The 23,601-nt window shown below is 73.2% G+C and carries 24 protein-coding genes; 11 read left to right on the forward strand and 13 right to left on the reverse strand.

All coding sequences use genetic code 11. The features are described 5' to 3' along the window. Positions 1 to 28 precede the first annotated feature (28 nt). Positions 29 to 625, forward strand: coding sequence for a nitroreductase family protein (locus tag Q1B24_RS17770; protein ID WP_299931348.1), 597 nt, complete (start codon positions 29 to 31; stop codon positions 623 to 625). On the opposite strand, the gene Q1B24_RS17775 is transcribed toward Q1B24_RS17770, so the two are convergent. The 3 genes from Q1B24_RS17775 to Q1B24_RS17785 all read right to left on the reverse strand — a co-directional run bounded on the left by Q1B24_RS17775 (position 572) and on the right by Q1B24_RS17785 (position 3,398). Further along, positions 572 to 1,426: a serine/threonine-protein kinase gene (locus Q1B24_RS17775; RefSeq protein ID WP_299931349.1), complete on the reverse strand. Its 855-nt coding sequence runs from the start codon at positions 1,424 to 1,426 to the stop codon at positions 572 to 574. The genes Q1B24_RS17770 and Q1B24_RS17775 overlap by 54 nt on opposite strands. Beyond that, entirely contained in the window at positions 1,423 to 3,162 is a 1,740-nt protein-coding gene (locus Q1B24_RS17780) for an ABC transporter ATP-binding protein (RefSeq protein ID WP_299931350.1), read from the reverse strand. The genes Q1B24_RS17775 and Q1B24_RS17780 overlap by 4 nt, the downstream gene beginning before the upstream one ends. Positions 3,163 to 3,257: 95 nt before the next feature. Next, positions 3,258 to 3,398: a hypothetical protein gene (locus Q1B24_RS17785; RefSeq protein WP_299931351.1), complete on the reverse strand. Its 141-nt coding sequence runs from the start codon at positions 3,396 to 3,398 to the stop codon at positions 3,258 to 3,260. A 132-nt stretch (positions 3,399 to 3,530) separates the two neighbouring features. On the opposite strand from Q1B24_RS17785, the gene Q1B24_RS17790 reads away from it, so the two are divergent. Together Q1B24_RS17790 and Q1B24_RS17795 are read left to right on the forward strand one after the other, a co-directional pair. Continuing rightward, a complete protein-coding gene (locus Q1B24_RS17790; protein ID WP_299931352.1) occupies positions 3,531 to 4,877 on the forward strand; it encodes a M20/M25/M40 family metallo-hydrolase in 1,347 nt (448 codons plus the stop codon). Beyond that, on the forward strand, positions 4,874 to 6,337 hold the full coding sequence (locus Q1B24_RS17795; protein WP_299931353.1) for an MFS transporter: 1,464 nt from the start codon (positions 4,874 to 4,876) through the stop codon (positions 6,335 to 6,337). Before Q1B24_RS17790 ends, Q1B24_RS17795 begins: the two co-directional genes overlap by 4 nt. Before the next feature lie 11 nt (positions 6,338 to 6,348). Here Q1B24_RS17795 and Q1B24_RS17800 read toward each other — a convergent pair whose 3' ends face one another. The 5 genes from Q1B24_RS17800 to Q1B24_RS17820 form a co-directional block, all read right to left on the reverse strand. Next, positions 6,349 to 7,125, reverse strand: a complete 777-nt coding sequence (locus Q1B24_RS17800) for a DUF427 domain-containing protein (RefSeq protein ID WP_299931354.1) — start codon at positions 7,123 to 7,125, stop codon at positions 6,349 to 6,351. A 63-nt stretch (positions 7,126 to 7,188) separates the two neighbouring features. Continuing rightward, on the reverse strand, positions 7,189 to 7,818 hold the full coding sequence (locus Q1B24_RS17805; protein ID WP_299931355.1) for a maleylpyruvate isomerase family mycothiol-dependent enzyme: 630 nt from the start codon (positions 7,816 to 7,818) through the stop codon (positions 7,189 to 7,191). A 52-nt stretch (positions 7,819 to 7,870) separates the two neighbouring features. Further along, positions 7,871 to 8,125 carry a PspC domain-containing protein gene (locus Q1B24_RS17810; RefSeq protein WP_299931356.1) on the reverse strand — a complete coding sequence of 85 codons (255 nt, stop codon included), beginning with the start codon at positions 8,123 to 8,125 and terminating at the stop codon, positions 7,871 to 7,873. Positions 8,126 to 8,202: 77 nt separating this feature from the next. Then, positions 8,203 to 9,435 carry a 4-alpha-glucanotransferase gene (locus Q1B24_RS17815; RefSeq protein WP_299931357.1) on the reverse strand — a complete coding sequence of 411 codons (1,233 nt, stop codon included), beginning with the start codon at positions 9,433 to 9,435 and terminating at the stop codon, positions 8,203 to 8,205. A gap of 119 nt (positions 9,436 to 9,554) precedes the next feature. Continuing rightward, positions 9,555 to 10,490, reverse strand: a complete 936-nt coding sequence (locus Q1B24_RS17820; protein ID WP_299931358.1) for a hypothetical protein — start codon at positions 10,488 to 10,490, stop codon at positions 9,555 to 9,557. A gap of 275 nt (positions 10,491 to 10,765) precedes the next feature. Between Q1B24_RS17820 and Q1B24_RS17825 the strand changes: the two genes are divergently transcribed. The 4 genes from Q1B24_RS17825 (at position 10,766) to Q1B24_RS17840 (ending at position 13,673) form a co-directional block, all read left to right on the forward strand. Continuing rightward, positions 10,766 to 11,332 carry a DUF1992 domain-containing protein gene (locus Q1B24_RS17825; protein WP_299931359.1) on the forward strand — a complete coding sequence of 189 codons (567 nt, stop codon included), beginning with the start codon at positions 10,766 to 10,768 and terminating at the stop codon, positions 11,330 to 11,332. Between the two features lie 65 nt (positions 11,333 to 11,397). Then, positions 11,398 to 12,495 (forward strand): CoA ester lyase, encoded by a 1,098-nt coding sequence (locus tag Q1B24_RS17830; protein WP_299931360.1) that lies wholly within the window; start codon positions 11,398 to 11,400, stop codon positions 12,493 to 12,495. Position 12,496: 1 nt separating this feature from the next. Beyond that, positions 12,497 to 13,378 (forward strand): CoA ester lyase, encoded by an 882-nt coding sequence (locus Q1B24_RS17835; protein ID WP_299931361.1) that lies wholly within the window; start codon positions 12,497 to 12,499, stop codon positions 13,376 to 13,378. 151 nt (positions 13,379 to 13,529) lie between these two features. Beyond that, positions 13,530 to 13,673, forward strand: a complete 144-nt coding sequence (locus Q1B24_RS17840; RefSeq protein ID WP_165355940.1) for a hypothetical protein — start codon at positions 13,530 to 13,532, stop codon at positions 13,671 to 13,673. A gap of 89 nt (positions 13,674 to 13,762) precedes the next feature. Here the strand turns inward: Q1B24_RS17840 and Q1B24_RS17845 are convergent, their stop codons facing one another. Further along, positions 13,763 to 14,791 carry a M48 family metallopeptidase gene (locus Q1B24_RS17845; protein ID WP_299931362.1) on the reverse strand — a complete coding sequence of 343 codons (1,029 nt, stop codon included), beginning with the start codon at positions 14,789 to 14,791 and terminating at the stop codon, positions 13,763 to 13,765. 101 nt (positions 14,792 to 14,892) lie between these two features. On the opposite strand from Q1B24_RS17845, the gene Q1B24_RS17850 reads away from it, so the two are divergent. Then, positions 14,893 to 16,182, forward strand: coding sequence for an aminoglycoside phosphotransferase family protein (locus tag Q1B24_RS17850; RefSeq protein ID WP_299931363.1), 1,290 nt, complete (start codon positions 14,893 to 14,895; stop codon positions 16,180 to 16,182). A 118-nt stretch (positions 16,183 to 16,300) separates the two neighbouring features. Here Q1B24_RS17850 and Q1B24_RS17855 read toward each other — a convergent pair whose 3' ends face one another. The 3 genes from Q1B24_RS17855 to hutH all read right to left on the reverse strand — a co-directional run bounded on the left by Q1B24_RS17855 (position 16,301) and on the right by hutH (position 20,805). After that, entirely contained in the window at positions 16,301 to 17,443 is a 1,143-nt protein-coding gene (locus tag Q1B24_RS17855; protein ID WP_299931364.1) for a M14 family zinc carboxypeptidase, read from the reverse strand. 105 nt (positions 17,444 to 17,548) lie between these two features. Then, positions 17,549 to 19,255 carry a urocanate hydratase gene (gene hutU / locus Q1B24_RS17860; RefSeq protein WP_299931365.1) on the reverse strand — a complete coding sequence of 569 codons (1,707 nt, stop codon included), beginning with the start codon at positions 19,253 to 19,255 and terminating at the stop codon, positions 17,549 to 17,551. Further along, the gene (gene hutH, locus Q1B24_RS17865) at positions 19,252 to 20,805 is read right to left on the reverse strand and encodes a histidine ammonia-lyase (RefSeq protein WP_299931366.1); all 1,554 of its coding nucleotides are present in this window, start codon (positions 20,803 to 20,805) and stop codon (positions 19,252 to 19,254) included. Before hutH ends, hutU begins: the two co-directional genes overlap by 4 nt. A 183-nt stretch (positions 20,806 to 20,988) precedes the next feature. Here hutH and Q1B24_RS17870 point away from each other — a divergent pair, with 183 nt between their 5' ends. From Q1B24_RS17870 to Q1B24_RS17880, 3 genes are all read left to right on the forward strand, one after another. Continuing rightward, positions 20,989 to 21,420 (forward strand): hypothetical protein, encoded by a 432-nt coding sequence (locus Q1B24_RS17870; RefSeq protein WP_299931367.1) that lies wholly within the window; start codon positions 20,989 to 20,991, stop codon positions 21,418 to 21,420. An 85-nt stretch (positions 21,421 to 21,505) separates the two neighbouring features. Then, complete coding sequence (locus Q1B24_RS17875) at positions 21,506 to 22,084, forward strand: hypothetical protein (protein ID WP_299931368.1); 579 nt, start codon at positions 21,506 to 21,508, stop codon at positions 22,082 to 22,084. A gap of 24 nt (positions 22,085 to 22,108) precedes the next feature. Continuing rightward, positions 22,109 to 22,876, forward strand: coding sequence for an IclR family transcriptional regulator (locus tag Q1B24_RS17880; protein WP_299931369.1), 768 nt, complete (start codon positions 22,109 to 22,111; stop codon positions 22,874 to 22,876). Here Q1B24_RS17880 and Q1B24_RS17885 read toward each other — a convergent pair. Further along, on the reverse strand, positions 22,848 to 23,390 hold the full coding sequence (locus Q1B24_RS17885; protein WP_299931370.1) for a class F sortase: 543 nt from the start codon (positions 23,388 to 23,390) through the stop codon (positions 22,848 to 22,850). The genes Q1B24_RS17880 and Q1B24_RS17885 overlap by 29 nt on opposite strands. Between the last annotated feature and the right edge of the window lie 211 nt (positions 23,391 to 23,601).

The raw sequence follows: 23,601 nt of genomic DNA on the forward strand, positions 1-23,601 counted from the left end.
CGGATCCGAGACCACCATGATGGGGACCATGGAGTTCCGCGAGGTCGTACGCCGTCGCCGGATGGTGCGCCGCTACGCCGACCGCCCGGTCGACCCGGCCGTCGTCGACCGGATGCTCGAGCACGCCCAGCGCGCGCCCAACGCGGGTTTCACGCAGGGCTGGGCGTTCCTGGTGCTCGACACCCCCGACGACGTCGCGCTGTTCTGGGAGGCGACGGGCGCGGACCCGGCCGCCTCCAACACGTGGCTCGACGGCATGCGCACCGCGCCGGTCGTGATCGTCCCGCTGACCAGCAAGAGCGCCTACCTCGACCGCTACGCCCAGCCGGACAAGGGCTGGACCGACCGCAGCGAGGACCGCTGGCCGGTGCCGTACTGGTGGGTCGACGCCGGCATGGCCGCCCTGCTCGTCCTGCAGACCGCGGTCGACGAGGGCCTCGGTGCGTGCTTCTTCGGCATCCCCGGGGAGCACCTGGCGACCTTCCGGGAGGCGTTCGGCATCCCGGAGGACCACGCACCGGTCGGCGCGATCACCGTCGGACACCGCGAGGCCGACGCCGGCGCGGCGGGGTCAGCGGCCCGTCGCGAGCGGCGCGGGGACGTCGTCCACCGCGGGCGCTGGTGAGCGGAGCGGCTCGAGGGCGGACCGCACCTGTGCGAGCAGCGGGCGCGCGGCGGGGTCGCGGCTGAGGCACGCGGCCAGCACCTCGCGCACCTCCTCGGGCAGCAGGTCGAGGCCCTCGGGCTCGACCGGCATCCGGCGGTGGAGCAGCGGCCAGCGGCGACGGCTCTCCCACGTCGCCTCGTCGCCGTACGGCGCGGTGCGCGCGAGCGCGTCGACGAGCGTCATCCCCAGCCCCCACACGTCGGTGGCGGGCGACAGTCCGCGCCCGATCGCCTGCTCGGGGGCGAGCCAGCCGCGGGTGCCCGCTCCGGGCCTGCCGTCGCCCGGTCGCCCGGCGAGGCTGAGGTCGATGAGCACCGCCAAGCCATGGTCGACCACCACGTTGTCGGGCTTGAGGTCGAGGTGCAGCCAGTCGTGGCGGTGGAGGTAGCCGAGCACCGACGCGAGCTGGCAGCCGAGCTCCGCCGCGTCCGCGAGCCCGAGCGGCTCGTGCTCGACGAGCGCGGACAGCGTCGCGCCGCGCAGCGTCTCGAGGACGACGGTGGGCGGGTCGTCGAGGACGTCGTAGCCGCGCACGAGGTGGGGGTGGGCGAGCGTCGTGGCCAGGTGGCCCTCGAGCAGCACCGCCTGCCGCACCCGCGGGTCGTCGCGGCGGTCGGCCCGCAGCAGCTTGACCACGCACCGCGTGCCGCGCGCCTCGTCCCAGGCGTCCCACGTCTCGAGCCGGCGACCGTCGGCGAGCAGCGCGAGCGGGCGGTAGCCGACCGGCAGGTCCCCCGTCGGCGTACGTCGCCGGGTCATGCGGGCACCTCCGCGAGGGACGGGGCGAGCGGCACCACGCGGTCGACGTGCTCGAGCACGACCGGGTCGTGGGTGAGCACGACCACCGTCCGCTCGCGCGGGCCGGTGGTCAGCGCGACCATCAGCCGCCGCGCGGCCTCGGCGTCGAGCCCGGTGGTCGGCTCGTCGAGCACCAGCACGCGGCCCGGTCGCAGCAGGGCGCGGGCGACGGCCAGCCGCTGCCGCTGGCCGCCCGACAGGGTGCGACCGCGCTGGCCGATGCGCGTGCCGTAGCCGTGCGGCAGGGCCTCGACGAAGTCGTGCGCGCCGGCGTCGCGGGCCGCCGCGCGCACCTCGGCGCGCGTGGCGTCGGGCCGGCCGATCACGAGGTTCTCGTGCACCGTCGCGTCGAGCATGAGCTGCTCCTGGTGGACCACGGTGACGGCCTCGCGCACCGACGTCGCGGTGTGCGCGGCGACGTCGTGCCCGTCGATCGCCACGACGCCGGAGTCGGCGACGAGCTGGCGCGCCAGCAGCCGGCCGAGGGTGGACTTGCCCGCGCCGCTGGGACCGACGAGCGCCACCACTTCGCCCGCAGCGACGTCGAGCGAGACGGCCTCGAGCGCCTGGCGCGGCGCACCGAGGTAGGTGAACGACACGTCCCGCACCGACAGCGCCCCCGGCCCGGCAGGCAGCGGGGTGGCACCGTCGCGATCCCCGCCGGCGGGCTCGTCGAGCAGCTCCACGACCCGCTCGACGCCCGCACTGGCGGAGTAGAGGGCAGGCACGAGGTCGGCCAGCGTCCGCACCGGACCGAAGCACTGCATGAGGAGGGTGAGGAACGCGAGCAGCCCGCCCAGCGTGAGCCGCCCATCGGCCAGCGACCAGACGCCGAGCCCGACGACGACCAGCACGCCGACCAGCTCGGCGAGGTCGACGAGCGGGAGGAACAGGGCACGGATGCGGCTGGCGGCCAGCTCGGCGCCCGCGATGGCGCGGTTGTGGTCGTCGTACGACGCCACGGCGCGGTCCTGGCGGCCGTAGGACTGCACGAGCGCAGCGTTGCCCAGCGCCTCCTCCGTGACGCTGCCGAGCGAGCCTCCGCGCCGACGACGCTCGCGCGAGACGTCGCGGGTGAGCCGGGCGAAGCGGGTGGAGACCCACCAGAAGAGGGGCACCACGACGAGCGAGGCGAGTGCGAGCTGCCAGTCCATCCACACGAGCGCGCCCGCGAGCACGAGCAGGCGCACGAGGGCGCCGACGCCGTCGCTGACCTGCGACACCATGAACCGCTCGACCGCGGCGACGTCGGACGTCAGCCGCGTGAGGGTGTCGCCGAGCCGGCGGCGGTCGTGGGTCGCGGCCGGCAGCGACAGCACGTGGGCGAACACGTCCCGGCGCAGGTCGACCAGGAAGCGTTGCGAGACGTACGTCGCCAGGTAGTCGTCGGCGCCCGAGACGATCCCGCTCGCGAGGTTGAGGCCGATGTAGAGCAGCGCCAGCACGAGGAGCGGCTCGAACGCGGCCGGCACGAGCACGTCGTCGACGAGCCGCTGGTAGAGGAACGCCTCGGCGACCGCGATCGCCGGCGCGACCGTGAGGAGGAGCAGCCCCAGCAGGAGCCAGCCGCGCAGGGGGCGCAGCCGCGGCCAGAACCGGCGCGCGATGTCGACCGGACGGAGCGCGGCGGCGACGTCGACGAGGGCCTGCTGCTCGGGAGCGGCTCGCAACAGGCCGGCGACACGGCGGAGGGACATCGGAGCTCCTGCGACTCGGGCGAGGGGACGGGACGGCGGGACGGGTGGGCGGCCCGGGGGTGGGGCCGCCCACCCGTCGTGGGGGCAGCGGTCGCTCAGCTGGAGCGCGAGCGCGACCGGCTGCGGTTGCGACGGCGCCGACGGCGACGACGGCGGCGTCCGTCGTCGCTCGAGGAGTCGGCGCGGCGGGCCTGGACGGCCGGCGTGAGGGCGGTGAGGATTCCGGAGCGGGCCATGGTGGCCTCCTTCGGTTGCGGTGTCCGGGTCTTCCCCGGCTGACGAGAAGGACTCTGGTCGTCCGTCATGACGTGACGATGAGTTGTCGGTGAGAGCGCCCTCATGCGCCCGAGCGGCGCTAGGTTCTGCGCATGACCGACCGCATGACCGACCGTGTGGTCACCGCCCTGCAGGCGCTCGTCCGCATCCCGACCGTCTCCGACCGCGACCCGGCGCGGGTCGACACCGATGCCTTCGACCGGCTGCTGGCCGAGCTCGCGACCCAGTTCCCGCTGCTCCACGAGCGGCTGGACCTGACGCGGGTCGGCAGCCACGGGCTGCTCCTCCACTGGGCCGGCGCGAGCGCCGAGCGACCGGTCGTGCTGATGGCCCACCTCGACGTCGTACCCGTCGACGGTGACGCGCCGTGGCGCCACGACCCGTTCGGTGGCGAGGTGCACGACTCCCCCACCGGGCCGGCGATCTGGGGGCGCGGCACCCTGGACGACAAGGGTTGTGTCGCCGCGATCTGCGAGGCCGTCGAGGGCCTGCTGGAGGCCGGGCACGTGCCCGCGCAGGACGTCTGGCTGTCCTTCGGCTGCGACGAGGAGGTCAGCGGCACCGCCGCGGTCGAGGCCGTGGAGGTGCTGCGCGGACGCGGCGTCACCCCGTGGCTGGTGCTCGACGAGGGTGGCGCGATCGCGGCCGGCGCGTTCCCCGGCGTGAAGGCGCCGCTGGGCGTCATCGGCGTCACCGAGAAGGGCACGACCTCGCTCGAGCTGGTGGCCGAGGGGCGCGGCGGGCACGCCTCGACACCCGCCCGCAACGGCCCCACCGCTCGCATCGCGCGGGCGATCCTGCGCGTCGAGAAGTCGCCCTTCCCGGCGTCCGCGCCCGCTCCGACGTTGGAGCTGATGCGCCGCCTGGCGCCGCACGTGTCCCTGCCGCTGCGTCCCCTGCTCGGTCGTGCGGACCGGCTGGCGCCGGTGGTCACCCGGGCGCTGCTGGCCGCAGGCCCGGAGGCCGCGGCCATGACGCGTACGACGGTCGCGGCCACCACCCTCAGCGGGTCACCGGCCCTCAACGTGATCGCGTCGACCGCGAAGGCCGGGCTCAACATCCGGGTGATGGTCGGCGACACGGTCGCCGGTGTCGTCGAGCACATCAGGAAGGCGGTCGACGACGACTCGATCCGCATCGACGTGGTCGAGTCCGGCGAGCCGTCGCCGGTCTCGCCGATGGGTGACGCCTTCGAGCTGCTCGAGGACTGCATCGGCGACGTCTTCCCCGACGCGGTCGCGACGCCCTACGTGATGATGGCGGCGACCGACTCGCGGCACTTCACTGCGATCAGCGAGCACGTGTACCGCTTCGCCCCCTTCCGGATGACCAAGGCCCAGCGCGAGGCGATCCACTCCTACGACGAGCACATCGGTGTCGCCGCGCTCGTCGACGGCGCCCGCTGGTACACGCTGCTGATCGAGAGGCTCCCGCGATGAGCACCACCCAGACCTCCTCGGCCGGCACCGCCGTCAAGGGCCTCGCCACGATCGTCGGCTTCCTGGTGCTGGTGGAGTTCGCCAGCGGCATCCTGCAGGGCTACTACACGCCGATCTACCCGCAGATCGCCGAGCACCTGTCGATCAGCGAGGGCGACATCAACTGGTTCGAGGCGGCGCAGCTGATCGTCAGCGCCCTCTGCATCCCGCTCCTCGCGCGGCTCGGCGACCTGTCCGGGCACAAGCGCGTCCTGCTCGTCTCGACCGCCGTGACCGCGCTCGGCTCGTGGTGGCTGGCGTTCGCGCCGTCCTTCACCACGTTCCTCATCGGCTGGGCCATCCAGGGCGCGTACGTCGTGTGGCTGCCGCTGGAGATCGCGATCGTGCACCGCCGCACGCGCCGCTCGGGCCGCCAGGAGCTGCTCACCCGACGCGGCGCCGCGATCCTCGTCGGCTCGCTCGAGCTGGCGGTGATCGTGGGTGCGGTCAGCAGCGGCCTGCTCGTCGACTCCCTCGACATGAACCTCCTGCTCGCGCTGCCCGCCGTCGTGGTGACGGCTGTCTTCTTCGTGATCCTCTTCGGCATCGAGCAGGCACCCGGCGACGCCACCGGTCGCATCGACTGGACCGGCCTGGCGCTGGTCACCGTCGCGCTGGGCGTGCTGATGGGCGGCCTCGTGTGGCTCCGCCTCGACGGCGCGGGCTCCCTGCTCGGCTGGTCGACGATCGTGCTGTCGGTCGCCGTGTTCGTCGCGTTCTGGCGCTTCGAGCTGCAGCACCCCGACCCCATCGTCGACGTCCGCCTGCTCTCCAGCCCGGCCCAGTGGCCGGTCCAGGTCACCGCCTTCCTGTTCGGCATCCCGGTCCTGGGCGGACAGATCCCGCTGTCGACCTACGCCCAGGCCGACCCGGCCGAGCGCGGCTACGGGCTCGGCGCCGAGCCGGCGTTCATCTCCACCCTGATCGGGCTCTACGTCGTGACACTGGCGATCGGCGCGTTCACGCTGCCGTTGACGACGCGGCTGTTCGGCGGCGTACGACGCGCGCTGGTCGTCGCGTGCTGCCTCGTCGGGCTGGGCTACCTGCTGTGGCTGCCCTTCAACTCCGAGACGTGGCACGCCCTGGTCAACATGGGCATCGCCGGACTCGGGTCGGGTGCGCTCGTCGCCGCTCTGCCCGCCGCCGCGGCGGCCGCGGCACCGCCCGAGCGCACCGGCATCGCGACCGGCATGACCAACGGCACCAAGACCGTCGGTGGTGCGATCGCGTCGGCCGTCTTCGCGATCGCGCTCACCGCGACCGGTTCGCTCGACGCGACGTCGGAGCAGGTCGCGCCGTTCAGCGGCTACCTCACCGTCTGGGCCGTCTGCGCGGGCGCGTCCTTCCTCGCAGCGCTCGCGCTGCTCGCCGCGCCGGCCCACGCCTTCAGCGACGTACGCAACGAGACCGTCCCGCACTGACCTTCGGCGCGTCAGGCGTCGCCGCCGGGCCGCTGCTCGCGCGAGCTGAACGGCGACTCGGGCCGCTCCTGGCGCACCCCGTCGACGGTGAGGTCCACCAGCTCGTTGTAGAACGCCACCCGGCCGGCCACGGCACCGACGGCCGGCGCGGGCGAGGTGTACGTCCAGGCGACATTGGGCAGGGCAGGCGGACCCGGCCAGGTCCAGTAGCCGTCGGTCCTGCCCTTGTAGGGGCAGTACGAGACGTTGTCGGTGGGCTCCAGCAGGTCGAGCCGCACGTCCTCGACCGGGAGGTAGAAGCGCGTCGGCAGATGGGTCTCGAACAGCAGCACCGGCCGGTCGCTGTGGGCGAGCGCCACGCCGTCGACGGCCACCTCCACGCGGCGCGAGCTCGCGATGGCCTCGACCCGCTTGTGCGGGTCACGGGGGTGACCCGTGACCGGCTCCTCCTCCTCGGTCCACTCGAGCAGCCCCGGCTCCCAGGTGAGCACCACCCGGTCGGCGACTGCCTCGTCGGCCAGCGACCACGCGGCCGCCGGGAGCACACGGCCCGCTGCAGCAACGTCGTACCACTGCGACACCGGGACCTGAGGGGCGAAGAAGGAGAACCCTGCACGCACGGGCGGGTCGATGGGCGCGAGCACGCCGTCGGCGATCTCGTCGCGACGGAAGGCATAGACCGGCGGGAACATGCCCTGCCAGACGAGCAGGGGCTCCCGGGACTCGACGACCACCTCGCCGTCGAGGCGGCCCCGCACCCACTTGTCGATCGGCTCGGTCCGCACCACCTCGCCAGTGTGCTCCCGCTGCGGACGGCCGCGCCACCGTCCGGCGCGTCAGGCGCCGCGCGGTCAGCTCGCGAGCGCTCCTTCGAGCCGGTCCAGCCCGGGTCCGGTCAGGTCGTCGAGCGCCTCACCCCGACCCGAGACGGCCATCAGCAGGGACACCAGCGGACCGCTGACCTCGGCGCCCTCACCGTGGGACCAGTCGCCGTCGGTCGCCACGAGCCGGAGACCGGCCGCGCGTTGCTTGCCACCGCCCAGCCCGACCGGCGTCCTGAGCTGGTGGGCCAGGGCGCGCTCGACGGTCTCCGTCGGGTAGTCGCGGCTCACCTCGAGCGGGCGTCGTACGTCCTCGCCGTGCACGACCTCCTCGACGAGCCGGCTGTCGAGCGGCGCGGGAGGGGTCGTACGCCGCCCCGCCACCGCCCGCAACCGGTCGAGCGTCTCGGCTGGGGTCGCCCCCTTCTCGCGCGCGACGCCGGTGTCGTTCTGCCGGTCGAAGTCGAAGCGCGCCCGCACCATCGCGACCACGATGCCGAGCCTCGTGGTGCGCGCGTTGTCGACGAGGTGGGCGGCGACGTCGTGCACCGTCCAGCCGCCGCACAGCGACGGCACCTCCCACTGCTCGGGCGTCAGCCCCGCCAGGTCGTCGACGAGCGCCCTGCGCTCCTGGTGCACCAGCTCCCACACGTCAGTCATGCGGTCACCCTGACAGGACGCACGGACAGCCGGTCGCCGCGCGTGTCCTGGGTCAGCGCGTCGGGAACTCCCCGCGGGCAGCGGCGGCCTCGATGCTGTCCTCGGACGGCATGAGGAACCAGAGCAGCGGGTAGATCAGGATCTGGCTGCCCGGGAGCACGATCATCGACACGATGAAGAGCAGCCGGGTGATCCACGGCGTGAGACCGATGCGGCGGCCGACGCCGGCGCAGACACCGGCGATGATCGCCCGGTCGGTCGCGCGAACGAGGCCCTGCCGGGCGAGGGACGTACGGATCTTCTCCATGTCTCCAGCATGCGCCTCCTCACGGCGTCATGCCATCGGGATCGACCCTTGCCCGACCCCGAGCCACCGACCCCGAGTCACCCGCGGGTGCGTCCGGACTCCTCGCTCACGTCGCGCAACCGGGCCGCGAGGTCGGCGGTGAGCATCCCCGGCTCGAGCTGCCAGGACCACGTGGCCGCGGTGCCGGGCGTGTTCATCCGCGCCTCGGAGCCGAGGGAGAGCACGTCCTGCGCCTGCACCATGGCGAGCCGGCAGGGAGCCGCATGGGCGAGCCGGATCATCGCCCACGCGGGGTCGGGGTCCGTGGTGCCGGCCGCGCGCCAGGCTCGCTGCGCCTCGTCGCGCCGCCGCCGCGGCAGCGTGTCCCACCAGCCGACGACGGTGTCGTTGTCGTGGGTGCCGGTGTAGACGACCTGGTCGCGGTGGAGGTGGTCCGGCTCGTGGGAGCGGTCCTCGCCGTCGGGGTCGAAGGCGAACTGCAGCACCGCCGTCCCGGGGAAGCCCAGCGCGTCACGCAGCTCCTCGACCGGGGCGTCGATGACGCCGAGGTCCTCGGCGACGGCCGGCAACGGCCCCAGCTCGGCGGCCGCCGCGTCGAAGACCGCGCGCCCGGGCCCCGGCTCCCAGGTGCCGTGCTCGGCCGTCGCGTGGTCGGCCGGGACCGCCCAGTAGGCCGCGAAGCCCCGGAAGTGGTCGAGGCGGACCATGTCGTAGAGGGCGAGGCTGCGGCGCAGCCGCTCCACCCACCACCGGTAGCCGTCGGCGGCCATCGCGTCCCAGTCGTAGAGCGGGTTGCCCCACAGCTGGCCGGTGTCGCTGAAGGCATCGGGCGGGACGCCGGCGACGGCGTCGTCGCGGAAGAGCTGCGGCCAGGTCGCGACGTCCGCGCTGCCCGCGGCGACGTAGATCGGGACGTCGCCCATCACCCGGACGCCGTGGTCGGCGGCGAAGGACCGCAGCGCGGACCACTCCCGCTCGAAGCGCACCTGGTCGGCGAGCGCCCCTCCGTGCGCCGCCCACGACCCGGCCCAGTAGGCGTGCTCGGTAGCGAACTCCGCCACCTGGTCGTCGTCGACGGGCGCGCCGGGATCCTCGAGCAGCCCGGGCCAGGCGGCGAAGGCCGACGGGGAGGCGTACGGCGATCCGTGAGGGTCGGGGACGGCGAGGGGCAGGACCTGCCACACCGACTGGCCGGCGGCCGCGAGCCACCGGACGAAGTCGCGGGCCGGCTCGCCGAGCCGACCCCCGGGGAGCGACGTGACGTGGAGCTGGACGCCGGCGGCCAGATCGGGGATGCCTGGGGTGTCCACGCACCCAGCCTGACACGGTCCCCCCGGATGAACTTCCACCCGAGCGCGTGGAAGTTCAGCACCCACCGCGCGCTTCCACGCTCAGCCCCCGATGAACTTCCGCCCCACCGTGTGGAAGTTCAGGCGGCGAGCCGTCCCGGGAAGTGGGGTCGCCAGTCCTCGCTCGGGCGCGCTGGCAGGCCCTCGAGTCCCCGTCGCTCGAGCAGCCGGAAGATCCGGCGGACCGTGCGTGCCGGATCGACGTAGATGCCGGACGCGACGACCACGAGGATCCGCCACTCCTCGTCGTCGATCTCCTCGCGCCGGTCGATGTCGGACTCCCACTGCTCGACGCGTTCGACGTGGTGCCGCCCGTCGTACTCCACGATCACCCGGACCTCGGGCCAGCACAGGTCGAAGCGGCGGACCTCCTGGCCGTCGACCGTGCGTACGGAGACGTTGACCTCGGGCTCAGGCATGCCGGCCAGGACGATCAGCATCCGCAGCCGGGTCTCCATCGGGGAGTCCACCCGGGGGCGGACGTAGCGCGCCGCCCGGCGCGCCAACCGGGCATGTGGTCCGGTCGCCGTCGTGGCCGCGCGCCGGAGGTCCTTCGGACGGACGCGGTGACGACGCACCATCCAGTCCCCCGCGACCACCAGCTCCACCAGCGAGAGCTCCTCGGCCAGCTCCACGAAGAGGTCGACGAGCGTGGACACCCGCACGCCGTCTCGCACCGCGACCGATGCACCGGTCCGGTGGTACGTGGTCACGCCGGCGCGACGCAGCCGGTGGGCCTGGTCGACGACGGTGACGTGCTCGCCAGGACGGGTCTGCACCGGGACACGCCAGACTCTCGCCGCCGAGGCGTGACTCGCATAGGCACTGTCGAAGTGGCACGCGAGCGCGGCCTTCACCCTCAGCACTGCAGAGTCGGGCACGTCGGCAGACACGATGACCCCGTGCAGCAGCCGCCTGAAGGCGTCCGAGTCGACGGTGGCGCGCGGGATGCCGGCCTGCAGCGCACGGAACCGCGGGAACGGCTGACGGGGGTCGAAGGGGCGACGACGGTGCATCGGCTCAGCGTGCCCAGAACGGGACGCGGGCGTCGTACGTCATCCACAGGCGCCCGACACCGCCCCGACCGCCCCGCCCCGCCCGCCCTACCGACCCGCCCTCCCGATGAATTTCCACCCGAGCGCGTGGAAGTTCAGCTCCCTCAGCAGCACCGCACGCGGAACACGCGATGGACTTCCACCCGAGCGCGTGGAAGTTCAACGCGGGGGGGTCGGGGCGGGCAGGGGTCCGCTCGCCAGGGGGCGCCTAGGCTGGCCGGACGGAGGTGATCGTGATGTCCGACCTCGAGCCGTCCCCCGAGGAGTCCGGCGTCGAGCCTGTCCGCAAGGAGCGGGAGCGCGACGACCGCACCGGCCGCTCCGCCGCAGCCGCCCGGATCGCGCAGCAGGCCACCTGGGTGGACCTGCAGGTGCGCCAGGCGATGGAGCGCGGGGAGTTCGACGACCTGCCCGGGAAGGGCAAGCCGATCGAGGACCTCGGCGTCGAGCACGACCCGGACTGGTGGGTCAAGAAGCTCGTCGAGCGGGAGAACATCGCCCTGCTCCCCCCGGCCATCGCGCTGCGCAAGGAGGACGCCGAGCTCCACGACCGGCTCGACGAGATCACGGCCGAGAGCGAGGTACGGCGCGAGCTCGCCGACTTCAACAAGCGGGTGGTCGAGACGCGGCGGCAGCTGCAGGGCGGACCCCCGGTGATCACCGCACCGCGCGACGTCGACGCCGAGGTGACCGCGTGGCGCGAGCGACGTACGGCCCGGGTCGAGGCGCAGCGCGCGGCCGTCGCAGCGAGTCGGCCGGCACCGCGCAAGCGGTCGTGGTGGTCACCCTGGCGCGAGCGCTGACCGGCCTCACGCGGAGGAGACATGCGTCATATCCGCCGCCCGGCGGGCGACGGTAGTTTGCGGCCATGACACGCCCCGCCAAGGACTTCTTCGCTCCCCTCGCCGTCGGTGCGCCGGCGCCCCCGCGCGAGATCCCGGCCCGGCCGAGCCGTGCGATCCACTTCTTCGACCCCGGCAACGAGAAGATGGCCGGCAAGGTGCCCGACATGGTCGGCACGGTCGACGTGCTGCTCGGCAACCTCGAGGACGCGGTCAAGGCGGAGAACAAGGAGAAGTCCCGGCAGGGCCTCGTCGACATCGGGAAGTCCACCGAGTTCGGTCCCACGCAGTTCTGGACCCGCATCAACTCCCTCGACAGCCCGTGGGTGCTCGACGACCTCACCACGCTCGTGCCCGAGATCGGTCACAAGCTCGACGTGATCATGGTGCCGAAGGTGCAGGGCGCCGAGGACATCCACTACGTCGACCGGCTGCTCGCCCAGCTCGAGGCGAAGGCCGGCCTCGACCGTCCGATCCTGGTCCACGCGATCCTCGAGACCGCGCGCGGCGTGGCCAACATCGAGGAGATCTGCGCCGCCAGCCCGCGCATGCAGGGGCTGTCGCTCGGTCCCGCCGACCTCGCCGCAGACCGTCGGATGAAGACCACCCGCGTGGGCGGCGGCCACCCCGGCTACGTCGTGCGGCAGGACCCGGTCAAGGACGACCTCGGCGTGCCGCAGTACGACGCCCAGCGCACGTCGTACCAGCAGGACCTGTGGCACTACACGATCGCGCGCATGGTCGACGCGTGCGCGATGCACGGGATCTACCCCTACTACGGGCCGTTCGGGGACATCAAGGACACCGTCGCGTGCGAGGACCAGTTCCGCAACGCGTTCCTGCTGGGCTGCGTCGGTGCCTGGTCGCTCCACCCGGTGCAGATCGCGATCGCCAACCGGGTCTTCTCCCCCAGCGTCGAGGACGTCGCGCACGCCCGCCGCGTCATCGCGGCCATGGGCGACGGCACCGGCGCGGTGATGATCGACGGCAAGATGGAGGACGACGCGTCGGTCAAGCAGTGCCAGGTCATGGTGGCGCTCGCCGAGGAGCTCGCCGCGATCGACCCGGAGCTGAAGAAGCAGTACGACGCCATCCCCGACCAGCAGAGCGCGACGGAGGCCTGAGATGACCCGCCAAGAGACGGCATTCACCCCGCTCCGCTCCGTCCTCTACATGCCGAGCTCCAACGAGCGCGCGCTGGAGAAGGCGAAGACCATCGCCTGCGACGGCCTGATCCTCGACCTCGAGGACGCCGTGGCTCCCGACGCCAAGCCGGCCGCCCGCGAGGCCGCGGCCGCCGCGGCTGCCAGCGGCGACTACGGCCGGCGTACGGTCACCATCCGCGTCAACGGCCTCGGCACCGAGTGGCACGACGACGACATCGTCGCCGCCAGCCAGGCCGGACCCGCCGCGATCGTGGTGCCCAAGGTCGACAGCGCCGACGACGTCGCCCGGCTCGTCGCGGCGATGGAGAAGGCCGGCGCGCCCGACCACACCCGGCTCTGGGCGATGGTCGAGACCCCGGTCGCGATCCTCGACGCCCTCGCCATCGCGCGCGCGTCCGAGCGGATCGGCGCCTTCGTCCTCGGCACCAACGACCTCGTCAAGGAGCTGTACGCCGAGCACGTCCCCGGTCGTGCCCCGATCCTGCCCAGCCTCCACACCGCGCTGCTCGCCGGTCGGGCCGCCGGCATCGCCGTCGTCGACGGGGTCTACAACGACGTCAAGGACACCGAGGGCTTCCTCGCCGAGTGCGAGCAGGGGCGCCAGATGGGCTTCGACGGCAAGACCCTCATCCACCCCGGCCAGGTCGAGGGCGCCAACCGGGCCTTCGCCCCCAGCGAGGCCGCGGTCGACGACGCCCGCGGCCTGATCGCTGCCTGGGAGGACGGGAAGGGCGCCGGCGTCGTGACGTACAACGGCAAGATGGTGGAGAACCTGCACGTCGAGTCGGCCCGTCGCACGCTCGCGATCGACGAGGCGATCCGGGGCCTCGGCACCGCCTGAACCCCACCCGACGCGGTGGACAGAGCGTGGACACTCCCTCACCCACAGGGATGAGGACGACTTGGCCGGAGGCGGGTGGTACCGCCAGAGTGATCCGGCCCGCCCACCGTGGGCCGGCCGCACCACCCCGCGTCACCTAGGAGGCACACCCATGATTGTCCTCGGACTGATCCTTCTCATCCTCGGACTCCTGCTCCCGCAGAGCATCCTGACCACGATCGGCATCATCCTGATCGTCGTCGGCCTGGTGCTCAACTTCGTGCCGATCGGCGGCTCCAGCCGACGGGTCTGGTGACACCCACCGCCTGACTGGCTCCCGGCCCCGGACACCCATCGGTGTCCGGGGCCGAGCTGTCTTTCGGACCGGCAGGGTCCGGACGTGGGTCAGGCGCCCTCGTTGGCTCGGCGAATGCGGTCGTTGAGCCACGAGCTCGCCGTGCCCACCCAGCCGGCGAGGTCGTGGACCAGCCGGCCGAGGGTGTCCTGGGTCCGCTCGAACGCAGCGGTGTAGCTGGCGGCCGCCTCCTGCGCGGCGTCACTGACCGAGGCGGTGTCGTCGTCGGCGCGGCGCGGGTAGTCGCCCCCGAGGATCGCCGTGTAGGCGCCCGAGTCGATCCAGCGCCGCAGCTCGGTCGCACGGACCACCGCGAACGGGTGGCTCTGCTGCTGGAGCAGCGAGAGCTTGATGAGGGACTCGCGGACGTCGCCACCCTCGTCGTACTCCGCACCCTGCGACAGGAACGACGTGACGTCGAGCTCGTCGAGGGTGCCACCGCTGGCGAGCTTCATGTGGGTGCGCAGCGCTGCGGTGGGGTCCTGGCTGGCCAGCAGGCCGGCGCGGTCGGCCGACAGCTCGGCCTTGCGCGACCACTCCAGCAGGCCGACGGTGATCATCCGGATGCCGATGGCGCCGCCGGGGATCGCGTAGAGCAGGCCGCCGAGGCCCAGCAGCCGCACCAGGAGCGTGCGGTAGACGGCGTGGCCGCTGACGGCGTGCCCGAGCTCGTGACCGATGACGAAGCGCAGCTCGTCGTCGTCGAGGTGGTGCACCAGGCCCGAGGACAGCACGATGATCGGCCGGTCCATGCCGACCGTGACGGCACCGAGCGCAGGGTCGGCCTGGACGTAGAGCTCCGGCAGGTCGCTGACGTCGAGGCTGCGGCCGACCTCCGCGAGCAGCCGGTGCAGGCGCGCGAACTGGCGCTCGTCCACGCGCACGGCTGAGCCGAGCAGCGTCAACCGCCAGGCCCGCTCCCGGAAGACCCCCGACATGGTCTTGAGCAGCACGTCGAAGCCCTTGAGCTTGCGCAGCGCGACCAGTGCGCCCCTGTCGGCGGGGTGCTCCCACGCCCGCGAGCTGATGTCCGTGAGCACGGCGCGCGCACGCGCCGGCTTCTTCTCCCCCGATGCCATGGGGGGATCCTGACCTACGCGACCGCGTCGTGTCGCGGGTTCGCCCGGACCGCGTGGAAATCGGGTGACGACGAGCGAACCGCGCGGCGATCATTCCGGGCATGGCCGGCTCGCAGCGCACGCACCACGTCGCCCTCGTCCGCGACGGCACCGTCCTGGTCGGCCCCGACGGGTCGCTGGCGAGCTTCGTGCAGGACCTCGCGGACGACGACGCGCCTGAGCCCACGGCGTACGCCACCACGCTGGTCGGCGACGGGGTGCACGCGGCGCCGGTCGTGACTCTGCCCCCGGAGTACGACGACGTCCGGCCCGACCTGTTGCACGTCCTCGCCCTGCGCGGCGGGGCTCCCGCGGGCGTCACGTGGCGCGCGGTCGACGACCTCGCCGAACCGTGGCGCTCACCGGTGCGGACAGCACTGCAGCAGTACGCCGACGAGGCCCCGCCGCGCCGACCGGCCTGGTTCCGAGCGGGTTGGCACGACCGCGTCGAGGGGTGGGTCGACCAGCAGCTGTCCGGGACCGACCGCGGCCGCACCGGCCCGCTCCGGACGCACCGGGTCTGGGGCATCTCTGCCGTCTTCGAGGTGCCGACCGACCGCGGCGCGCTGTGGTTCAAGGCGTGCTGCGACCACTTCATCGCCGAGGCAGCGATCGTGCACCGCCTTGCCCGGCGGATCGGCCACCTGGTGCCGGTGCTGGCGGGCGCGGACGACGAGGCCGGCTGGCTGCTCATGGAGCCGATGCGAGGTGCCTCGGACCGGGACCGTGCCCCGGGAGCGGTGGACGCGGTGGCGCCCGCATGGGCGCAGGCCCAGATCGCGGCGCTCGACTGGCTCGACGAGCTGCGGGCGGCGGGCTGCCCCGAACGCGGCCTGGAGGCCACCCTCGAGGCATGGCACGCCGTGCTGGCCACCAGCCCGGAGATGGCCCTGCTCACCGACGGCGAGCGGGAGGAGCTGGCGACCGCGGCCCCGCGCGCCGAGGCGCTGGTGCGTGAGTTCTGGGGGTGCGGGATCCCCGACACCCTCTCCCACGGCGACCTGCACCCGGGCAACGTCGCCTACGACGGGCGCGAGGTGCGGATCTTCGACTGGACGGACGGCTGCGTGACCCACCCGTTCCTCGACGGCAGCCACCTGGCGCGCGTGCTCGACTGGTACGGGACCGGTGATGGCGAGGCGGAGCGGGTGATGCGGGCGCACGCGCGGCCGTGGCGCGATGCCTTCCCCGAGGCCGATGTCGACCGCGCGCTCGAGCTCGCGCCGCTGGCCGACCTCGTCTTCCAGACCGTCACCTTCGCCCACATCGCCACCGCATCCGAGGACGGTTCGGGCGACTTCACCGGCACGGTCGCCCGGCTCACGAGCGCGCTGCTCGACCTCGTCCGCTGACGGGCGACCGCCACCGCGCACGTCCTGGCGCTCGTGCTTCAGGTAGCTGTGGAGGTTGGCCTTCGCGGCGTCGGCGTCATGGGCGGCACCCTGCCACCGACGCCGCGTCGGCCACCGGTCATCCGTGCGGGTCAGGGACGAACGGACCGCGCTCGCGGATCGTGTCGGCGGGCACCGTGTCGCGGGTCCACAGCGAGCCGTCCGCAGCAGCCCGGAGGATCGCCGTGCCGGCGACCTCGGTCTGCTTCGCGATCATCCCGCTGCTGGCCTGGCCCATGTCACCGCGGGCCTCGTAGAGCACGGAGGCGGAGCCGAGCAAGCCGTAGGCGTTGCGGGCGATGCCCGGGAACGGGGTGCTCGGGTAGCGCGTGATGTTGGCGTAGCCCTTGCCCTCCAGGGCGTCGAGCATCTCCGAGACCACCCGCTTGGAGTCGGTCACGACGCCGGCGAACTCCTCGCTGATGCCCAGGGCCTCGGCCTCCGCCTCGGCGTTGGGCCACATCACCGAGCCGGTGATCATCCGGCCCTCGTCGTCGACGTAGGTCCCCTGGTGGTGGAAGTCCACGACGAGCCGCGGTTGCCGCTCGTCCCACAGCAGCCGCATCGCGGTGGCCTCGGGCACGGGGTTGTTCGTGTCCGGACCGGGCTGGTAGGGGTGGTCGTACGCGTTCTCCGAGTAGGAGTGGTAGCGGTTGATGTCGTAGCCGCGACCGGCCTGGTAGAACTCGCAGAAGGCCGGGCAGGAGGTGTCGAAGTTCTGCCGCCACGGCGTGGTGTTGCCGGCCAGGTCGACCACGTCGGCGTCGAAGCCGTCGACGTTGACGCGCGGCACGATCGTGACGGTGAGCGCGTCCCTGATCGCCTTCGCCTCAGCCGACCCGCCGGCCAGTCCGCGGACGACGCTGATCATCGCGTTGGAGACGAGGTACTCGTTGCCGTGCTGGTTGGCGACGAACATGATGTCGGTGTCGCCGTCGCCGATCGTCACGACGGGGATCTCGCGGCCCGTGTTGGACGGCAGGGGTGCCGGGCTGAGGTCGAAGCTCCCCTTTGCGCTGCCCTCGATCGACTCGAGGGTGCTCCACAGCTGCTCGTAGCTGCGGATGGCGTTGGTGTTCTCCTCGCCCTGCGGCCACGGGCCGCCCGGGGTGGTGTCGGGGCCGGCGACCGCCGGTCCCATGGTTCCCGCGGCTGCTGCCAGTGCGACGGCTGCCGCGGCGAGGGCGCACGTCCGGGTGCGCCTGGTGATGGATGGGTGCATGAGCCTGTCCTCCCGATAGGTGGTCTCGCGGTCCATCCACCCACCGGCCCGGAGGGGTGTCAACGGCTACCGGCCGGTCACCCCTCTACGGGCGAAGGCCGGGGCTCAGACCTCGGACATCGGCACCCGGACGCCGCGCTCCTCGGCGACCTCGATCGCACGGTCGTAGCCCGCGTCGACGTGGCGGATGACGCCCATCCCGGGGTCGTTGGTCAGCACGCGCTGGATCTTCTCGGCTGCGAGGTCCGTGCCGTCGGCGACGGTCACCTGGCCGGCGTGCAGCGACCGGCCGATGCCGACGCCACCGCCGTGGTGGAAGGACACCCAGGTGGCACCCGAGGCCGTGTTGACGAGCGCGTTGAGGATCGCCCAGTCGGCGATCGCGTCGGAGCCGTCGAGCATCGCCTCGGTCTCGCGGTAGGGCGAGGCGACGGAGCCGCAGTCGAGGTGGTCGCGGCCGATGACGACCGGCGCCTTGAGCTCGCCGCTGGCGACCATCTCGTTGAACTTCGCGCCGGCCTTCGCGCGGTCGCCGTAGCCCAGCCAGCAGATGCGCGCCGGCAGGCCCTGGAACTGCACGCGCTCGGCGGCCATGTCGAGCCACGTGTGGAGGCGGGCGTACTCCGGCTTCGCGTCGGCCGGGAACAGCTCCTTGATCGCCCGGTCGGTCGCGGCGATGTCGGCGGGGTCGCCCGACAGCGCGGCCCAGCGGAAGGGGCCCTTGCCCTCGCAGAAGAGCGGACGGATGTAGGCCGGCACGAAACCGGGGAACTCGAACGCCCGGTCGTAGCCGCCCTTGCGGGCCTCGTCGCGGATCGAGTTGCCGTAGTCGAAGACCTCGGCACCGGCGTCCTGCAGCTCCACCATCGCCCGCACGTGGGTCGCCATCGACTCCTGCGCACGCTTGGTGAGACCGCGGGGGTCCTCGGTGCGCTCGCGCTCCCAGTCGCCGTACGACGTCCCCGCCGGCAGGTAGTAGAGCGGGTCGTGGGCGGAGGTCTGGTCGGTGACGATGTCGACCAGCGGTCCCTCGCCCTTGCCCGCCCGGTCGAGGTGGCGCTCGAGGATCTCGGGCAGCACCACCGCGGCGTTGCCGAGCAGACCGATCGACAGGCCGCGCCGCTCCTCGCGCGCCTCGAGCGCGAGCTCGATGGCGTGGTCGAGGTCGCGGGCCTGGACGTCGAGGTAGCGCGTCTCGAGCCGCCGGTCGATGCGGTGCTGGTCGCACTCGACGCAGATGGCGACACCGTCGTTCATGGTGACCGCGAGCGGCTGCGCGCCGCCCATGCCACCCAGCCCGGCGGTGACGGTGATGGTGCCGGCGAGAGTCCCGCCAAAGCGCTTGTCCGCGATCGCGGCGAAGGTCTCGAAGGTGCCCTGGAGGATGCCCTGGGTGCCGATGTAGATCCACGAGCCGGCCGTCATCTGGCCGTACATCGTGAGTCCGAGGTCCTCGAGGCGCCGGAACTCCTCCCAGTCGGCCCAGTCGCCCACGAGGTTGGAGTTGGCGATCAGCACGCGGGGAGCCCACGCGTGGGTCCGCATGATGCCGACCGGCTTGCCCGACTGCACGAGCAGCGTCTCGTCGTCCTCGAGGTCGCGCAGGGACGCCACGATCGCGTCGTACGCCTCCCAGCTGCGCGCTGCCTTGCCGGTGCCGCCGTAGACGACGAGGTCCTCGGGGCGCTCGGCGTTGTCGGGGTCGAGGTTGTTCATCAGCATCCGCAGCGGCGCCTCGGTCTGCCACGACTTCGCGGTCAGCTCGGTGCCGGTCGCGGCGTGGATGGGCAGGCGGGGGTTGGACGAGGTCACTGGAGTTCTCCGATCACGGACTCGGCGGCGGCGAGGACCGCGCCGGACTGGACGAGGCCGACGGCGGCCTCGATCTCGGGCGAGAGGTGGCGGTCGGGGCCGGGGCCCTCGATGCCGTTGCGACGCAGCAGGTCGACGACCGCTCCCGTCGCGGGCGAGGGGGTGAGGGGGGCGCGGAGGTCGAGGGCGCGAGCCGCGGTGAGCACCTCGACCGCGACCACCCGTGACAACCCGTCGACGGACCGGCGCAGCTTGCGGGCGGCGTTCCAGCCCATCGAGACGTGGTCCTCCTGCATCGCGCTCGACGGGATCGAATCGACGGACGCGGGCACCGCGAGCCGCTTCAGCTCGGACACGATCGAGGCCTGGGTGTACTGCGCGATCATGTGGCCGCTGTCGACCCCCGGGTCGCTGGCGAGGAACGGCGGCAGCCCGTGGCTGCGCGCCCGGTCGAGGAAGCGGTCCGTACGTCGCTCGCTGATCGAGGCCACGTCGGCCGCGACGATCGCGAGGAAGTCGAGCACGTAGCCGACCGGGGCGCCGTGGAAGTTGCCGTTGGACTCGACGCGGTCGCCCACCACGACCGGGTTGTCGATCGCGCTGGCGAGCTCACGGCCGGCCACGGTCGCGGCGTGCTCGACGGTGTCGCGGGCGGCGCCGTGCACCTGCGGGGAGCACCGCAGCGAGTAGGCGTCCTGGACCTTGTTGCACTCCACCGTGTTCTCCGGCCCGGTCCGGTGTGAGGCGACGATCGCCGAGTCGGCCATCAGCGCGGTGAGGTTGGCCGCCGACAGGGCCTGGCCCGGGTGGGGCCGGATGTCCTGCAGCTCGGCCGCGAAGACCCGGTCGGTGCCGAGCTGCGCCTCGACGCTCATCGCCGCGGCGACGTCGGCGCTGCGCAGCAGCATCCGCAGGTCGGTGATCGCCATGACGAGCATGCCCAGCATCCCGTCGGTGCCGTTGATGAGGGCGAGCCCTTCCTTGGCGACCAGCTCGACCGGCTCGAGCCCGGCAGCCGCGAGGGCGTCGGCCGCCGGCACCAGCGTGCCGTCGGCGTCGCGGACCTCGCCCTCGCCCATCAGGGCCAGCGCGCAGTGCGACAGCGGGGCGAGGTCGCCCGAGCAGCCGAGCGAGCCGTACTCCCGCACCACCGGCGTGATGCCGTGGGACAGCAGGTCGGCCATCAGCTGCGCGGTCTCGCGACGTACGCCGGTGCGACCCGTCGCGAGCGTCGAGAGCCGCAGCAGCATCAGCGCGCGCACCACCTCGCGCTCCACCTCGGGACCGGAGCCGGCGGCGTGCGAGCGGACGAGGGAGCGCTGCAGCTGGGCGCGCATCTCGGTGGGGATGTGCCGGGTGGCGAGGGCGCCGAAACCGGTGCTGACGCCGTAGGCCGGCGTCTCGGCGGCGGCGAGCGCCTCGACCACACCCCGGGCGTGGTCGATCGCTGCCAGCGCGTCGTCGGTGAGCGTGACGCGGGAGCCCTCGCGGGCGACGCTGACGAGGTCGTCGAACGAGACGGGGCCGACCCCGACGTGGATGGTCTGCATGCCTTCATCAAACGCTCGTGACGAGGTCGTCGCCAGAGGCGGAAGCGAGGTCCAGTCTCAGATCCGAGACCGGATCACTCACCCGTACGGAGGACACCGGACACGCCCGGCGCATGGCACGGTGGAGGGGCGGGGACACACCCGTGGCAAGCCCAGAAGCAAGCCGGAACAAGGAGGCCCTCGATGGACGCGACGACATGGATCATCGTCCTGGTGGTGGTGCTGGTCGTGGCGGCGCTCGTCGCCTGGCTGGTCACCCAGCAGCGCAAGAAGAAGCAGCAGGAGCACGCCGAGCACCTGCGGGCGGAGGCCCACGAGCACGCGACCGAGATCCCGGAGACCCAGGTGCGGGCAAAGGAGGCCGAGGCCGAGGCGGAGCGCGCCCGGCTCGAGGCCGAGCGCGCCCAGTCGAAGGCCCGCGAGGCGCAGGTGGCCGCCACCCAGCAGCAGGCGGTGCACGAGGACCGGCTGCGGACGGCCGACGAGGTCGACCCCCGCGTCGACACCTCGTCGGACGACTACGCCCCGGGCACGTCCGCGCACGACCCCGACACCGTGCTCGACGCGGACGACCCGCGCCGCAGCGACGGGACCGAGGGCACGCACCGGGCCTGACCGGCACGCCTCACGACGCAACGCAGGACAGGGACGGCCAGTGCTGGAAGACTGGCCGTCCCTGTCCCGTGAAAGAGGAAGCCCCGTGACCACGCTCATCATCGTCCTCGTCATCATCGCCGTCGTGCTCGCTGTCGCGGCGTTCCTCGTCCGGAAGAAGAACCGCGAGGCAAACGTCGCGCGAGCCGAGCAGCTCCGCGCCCAGGCCGCGACCCAGGCCCAGTCCACGATCGCCCCGGCCCAGGAGCGCGCCGCGGCTGCAGAGGCCGAGGCCGAGCAGGCCCGCGCCGCAGCCGCCAAGGCCGAGGCGGAGGCCGAGGAGGCCCGCGTGGCCGCCCAGCAGATCGAGGCGACCCACGAGGGCCAGGTCCGCGCGGCCGACCGGATCGACCCGCGGGTGGACCACCGGGCCGACGGCTACGCCCCGCAGGTGCCGGGCACCGCGGACCACACCCCGACCCCGCCGTCGGAGGTCAACGCCGAGCCGACCGCCAGCCAGCCCGCCGAGCAGCCGGCCGCCGGCAGCACCGAGGACGGCCGGGCGCCGCTGCTGCCGCGCCGCACCCCCGGCGCCAACGAGATGCCCGGCAAGCCGATCGAGCAGACCGACGGCGGCGGTGGGTGGTTCACCAAGGAGTCCGACAAGGACTCCGACCGCACCTGACCGGGACGTGCCACCATCGGCCCCGTGAGCCAGGTCCCCGCAGCGACGCGCACCCTGCGCGTCCTGCGATTCCTGGCCACGCAGGCCGATCCGGTGCCGCTGGACCGCATCGTGCGCGCGTGCGGCCTGCCGCGCAGCACGGCGTACCACCTGCTCAACACGATGATCGACGAGGGCTTCGTCGTCCACCTGCCCGACGAGCACCGCTACGGCCTCGGGGTCGCCGCGTTCGAGGTGGGCAGCGGCTTCACGCGCCAGGAGCCGCTGGCCCGCCTGGCCCGTAGACCGCTGGCCGAGCTGGTCGACCGGACCGGCCACGGAGCCCACCTCGCCGTGCTCCACGGTCGCGACGTCCTCTACGTCATCGAGGAGCGCGCCCCCGGACGGCCACCGCTCGTCACGGACGTCGGGGTGCGCCTGCCCGCCCACCTGACCGCCTCCGGCCGCGCGATCCTCGCCGCACTGCCGGCCAGCCAGGTCCGGGCGCTCTACCCCGACCGCGACGCGTTCGTCGACCGGCACGGCAAGGGCCCCTCGTCGTTGAGCGCCCTCCGCACGGTGCTGTCCACGACGAGGCAGCGCGGCCACGCGAGCGAGGACGGCGAGGTGACACCGGGGCTGCAGAGCGTGGCCGCCGCGGTGCTCGACCACAACGCGCACCCGGTGGCAGGCGTGGCGGTGACCTTCCCCAGCGACACCGGGGCGGACGTCGAGGCGATCGCCGCGGCGGTGAGGCAGACCGCCGCCCGGCTGACCCGGCGGGTCAGCGGGCGGGCAGCAGCCGCGCGTTGACGACGATCCGGGTGCGGTAGACGCCGGTCAGGTCGTTGCGGTCGCCACACGTGATCAGGACCAACCGCGGCCTGCCCCGGTCGCTGAACAGCGCGGCCACCCCCGTACGCGTCATCCCGGTGACGCGGCGCACCCGGGTGACCGCGAAGCGGTGGCGACCCACCACGACGACGTTGCCGGGACGCAGCCGTCCGAGGTCGTCGAAGACGCCTGGCCCCTTGGACCAGGTGTGGCCGGCGAGGACGGCGCTGCCCGGCTGCCCGGGCAGCACGCCCGAGCGCCAGCGGTAGACGTCGCGGACGCTCCGCCCGATCGCGAGGTGGCCGGCCCGGGTGACGCCCACCGGGATGATCCCGGCGTCCACCCCGATCGCCGGGATGGCCAGGCGGCCGGTCGGCGCGGCCCGCGCGATCGTGTCGGGTGACGCCACGACCGGGTACGCACCCGCGGGCGCGCCCGCGAGCACAGCCGACGCCACCAGCGCGACCACCAGCACCCTGCGCATGCCCCACATCGCGAAACCCTCCTCGGACCCATCGGACGAACCCCCTCGTCCGGCGATCGGAGGCTACGCCCGCGCGGGCGCCCTCGTGTCGATCTTCGACCAACGTGGGGGGATCCTTCGACGAGCAGCCAGGAGAAGGGGCCGTGGCGTCAACGCTGCTGCATGCGCCGGCCGGCGCTCAGCAGCTCGCGGGTATCCCACACGTTGCCCGCCCGCGAGA

It is taken from the genome of uncultured Nocardioides sp., assembly GCF_947488025.1.
GTDB lineage: Bacteria > Actinomycetota > Actinomycetes > Propionibacteriales > Nocardioidaceae > Nocardioides.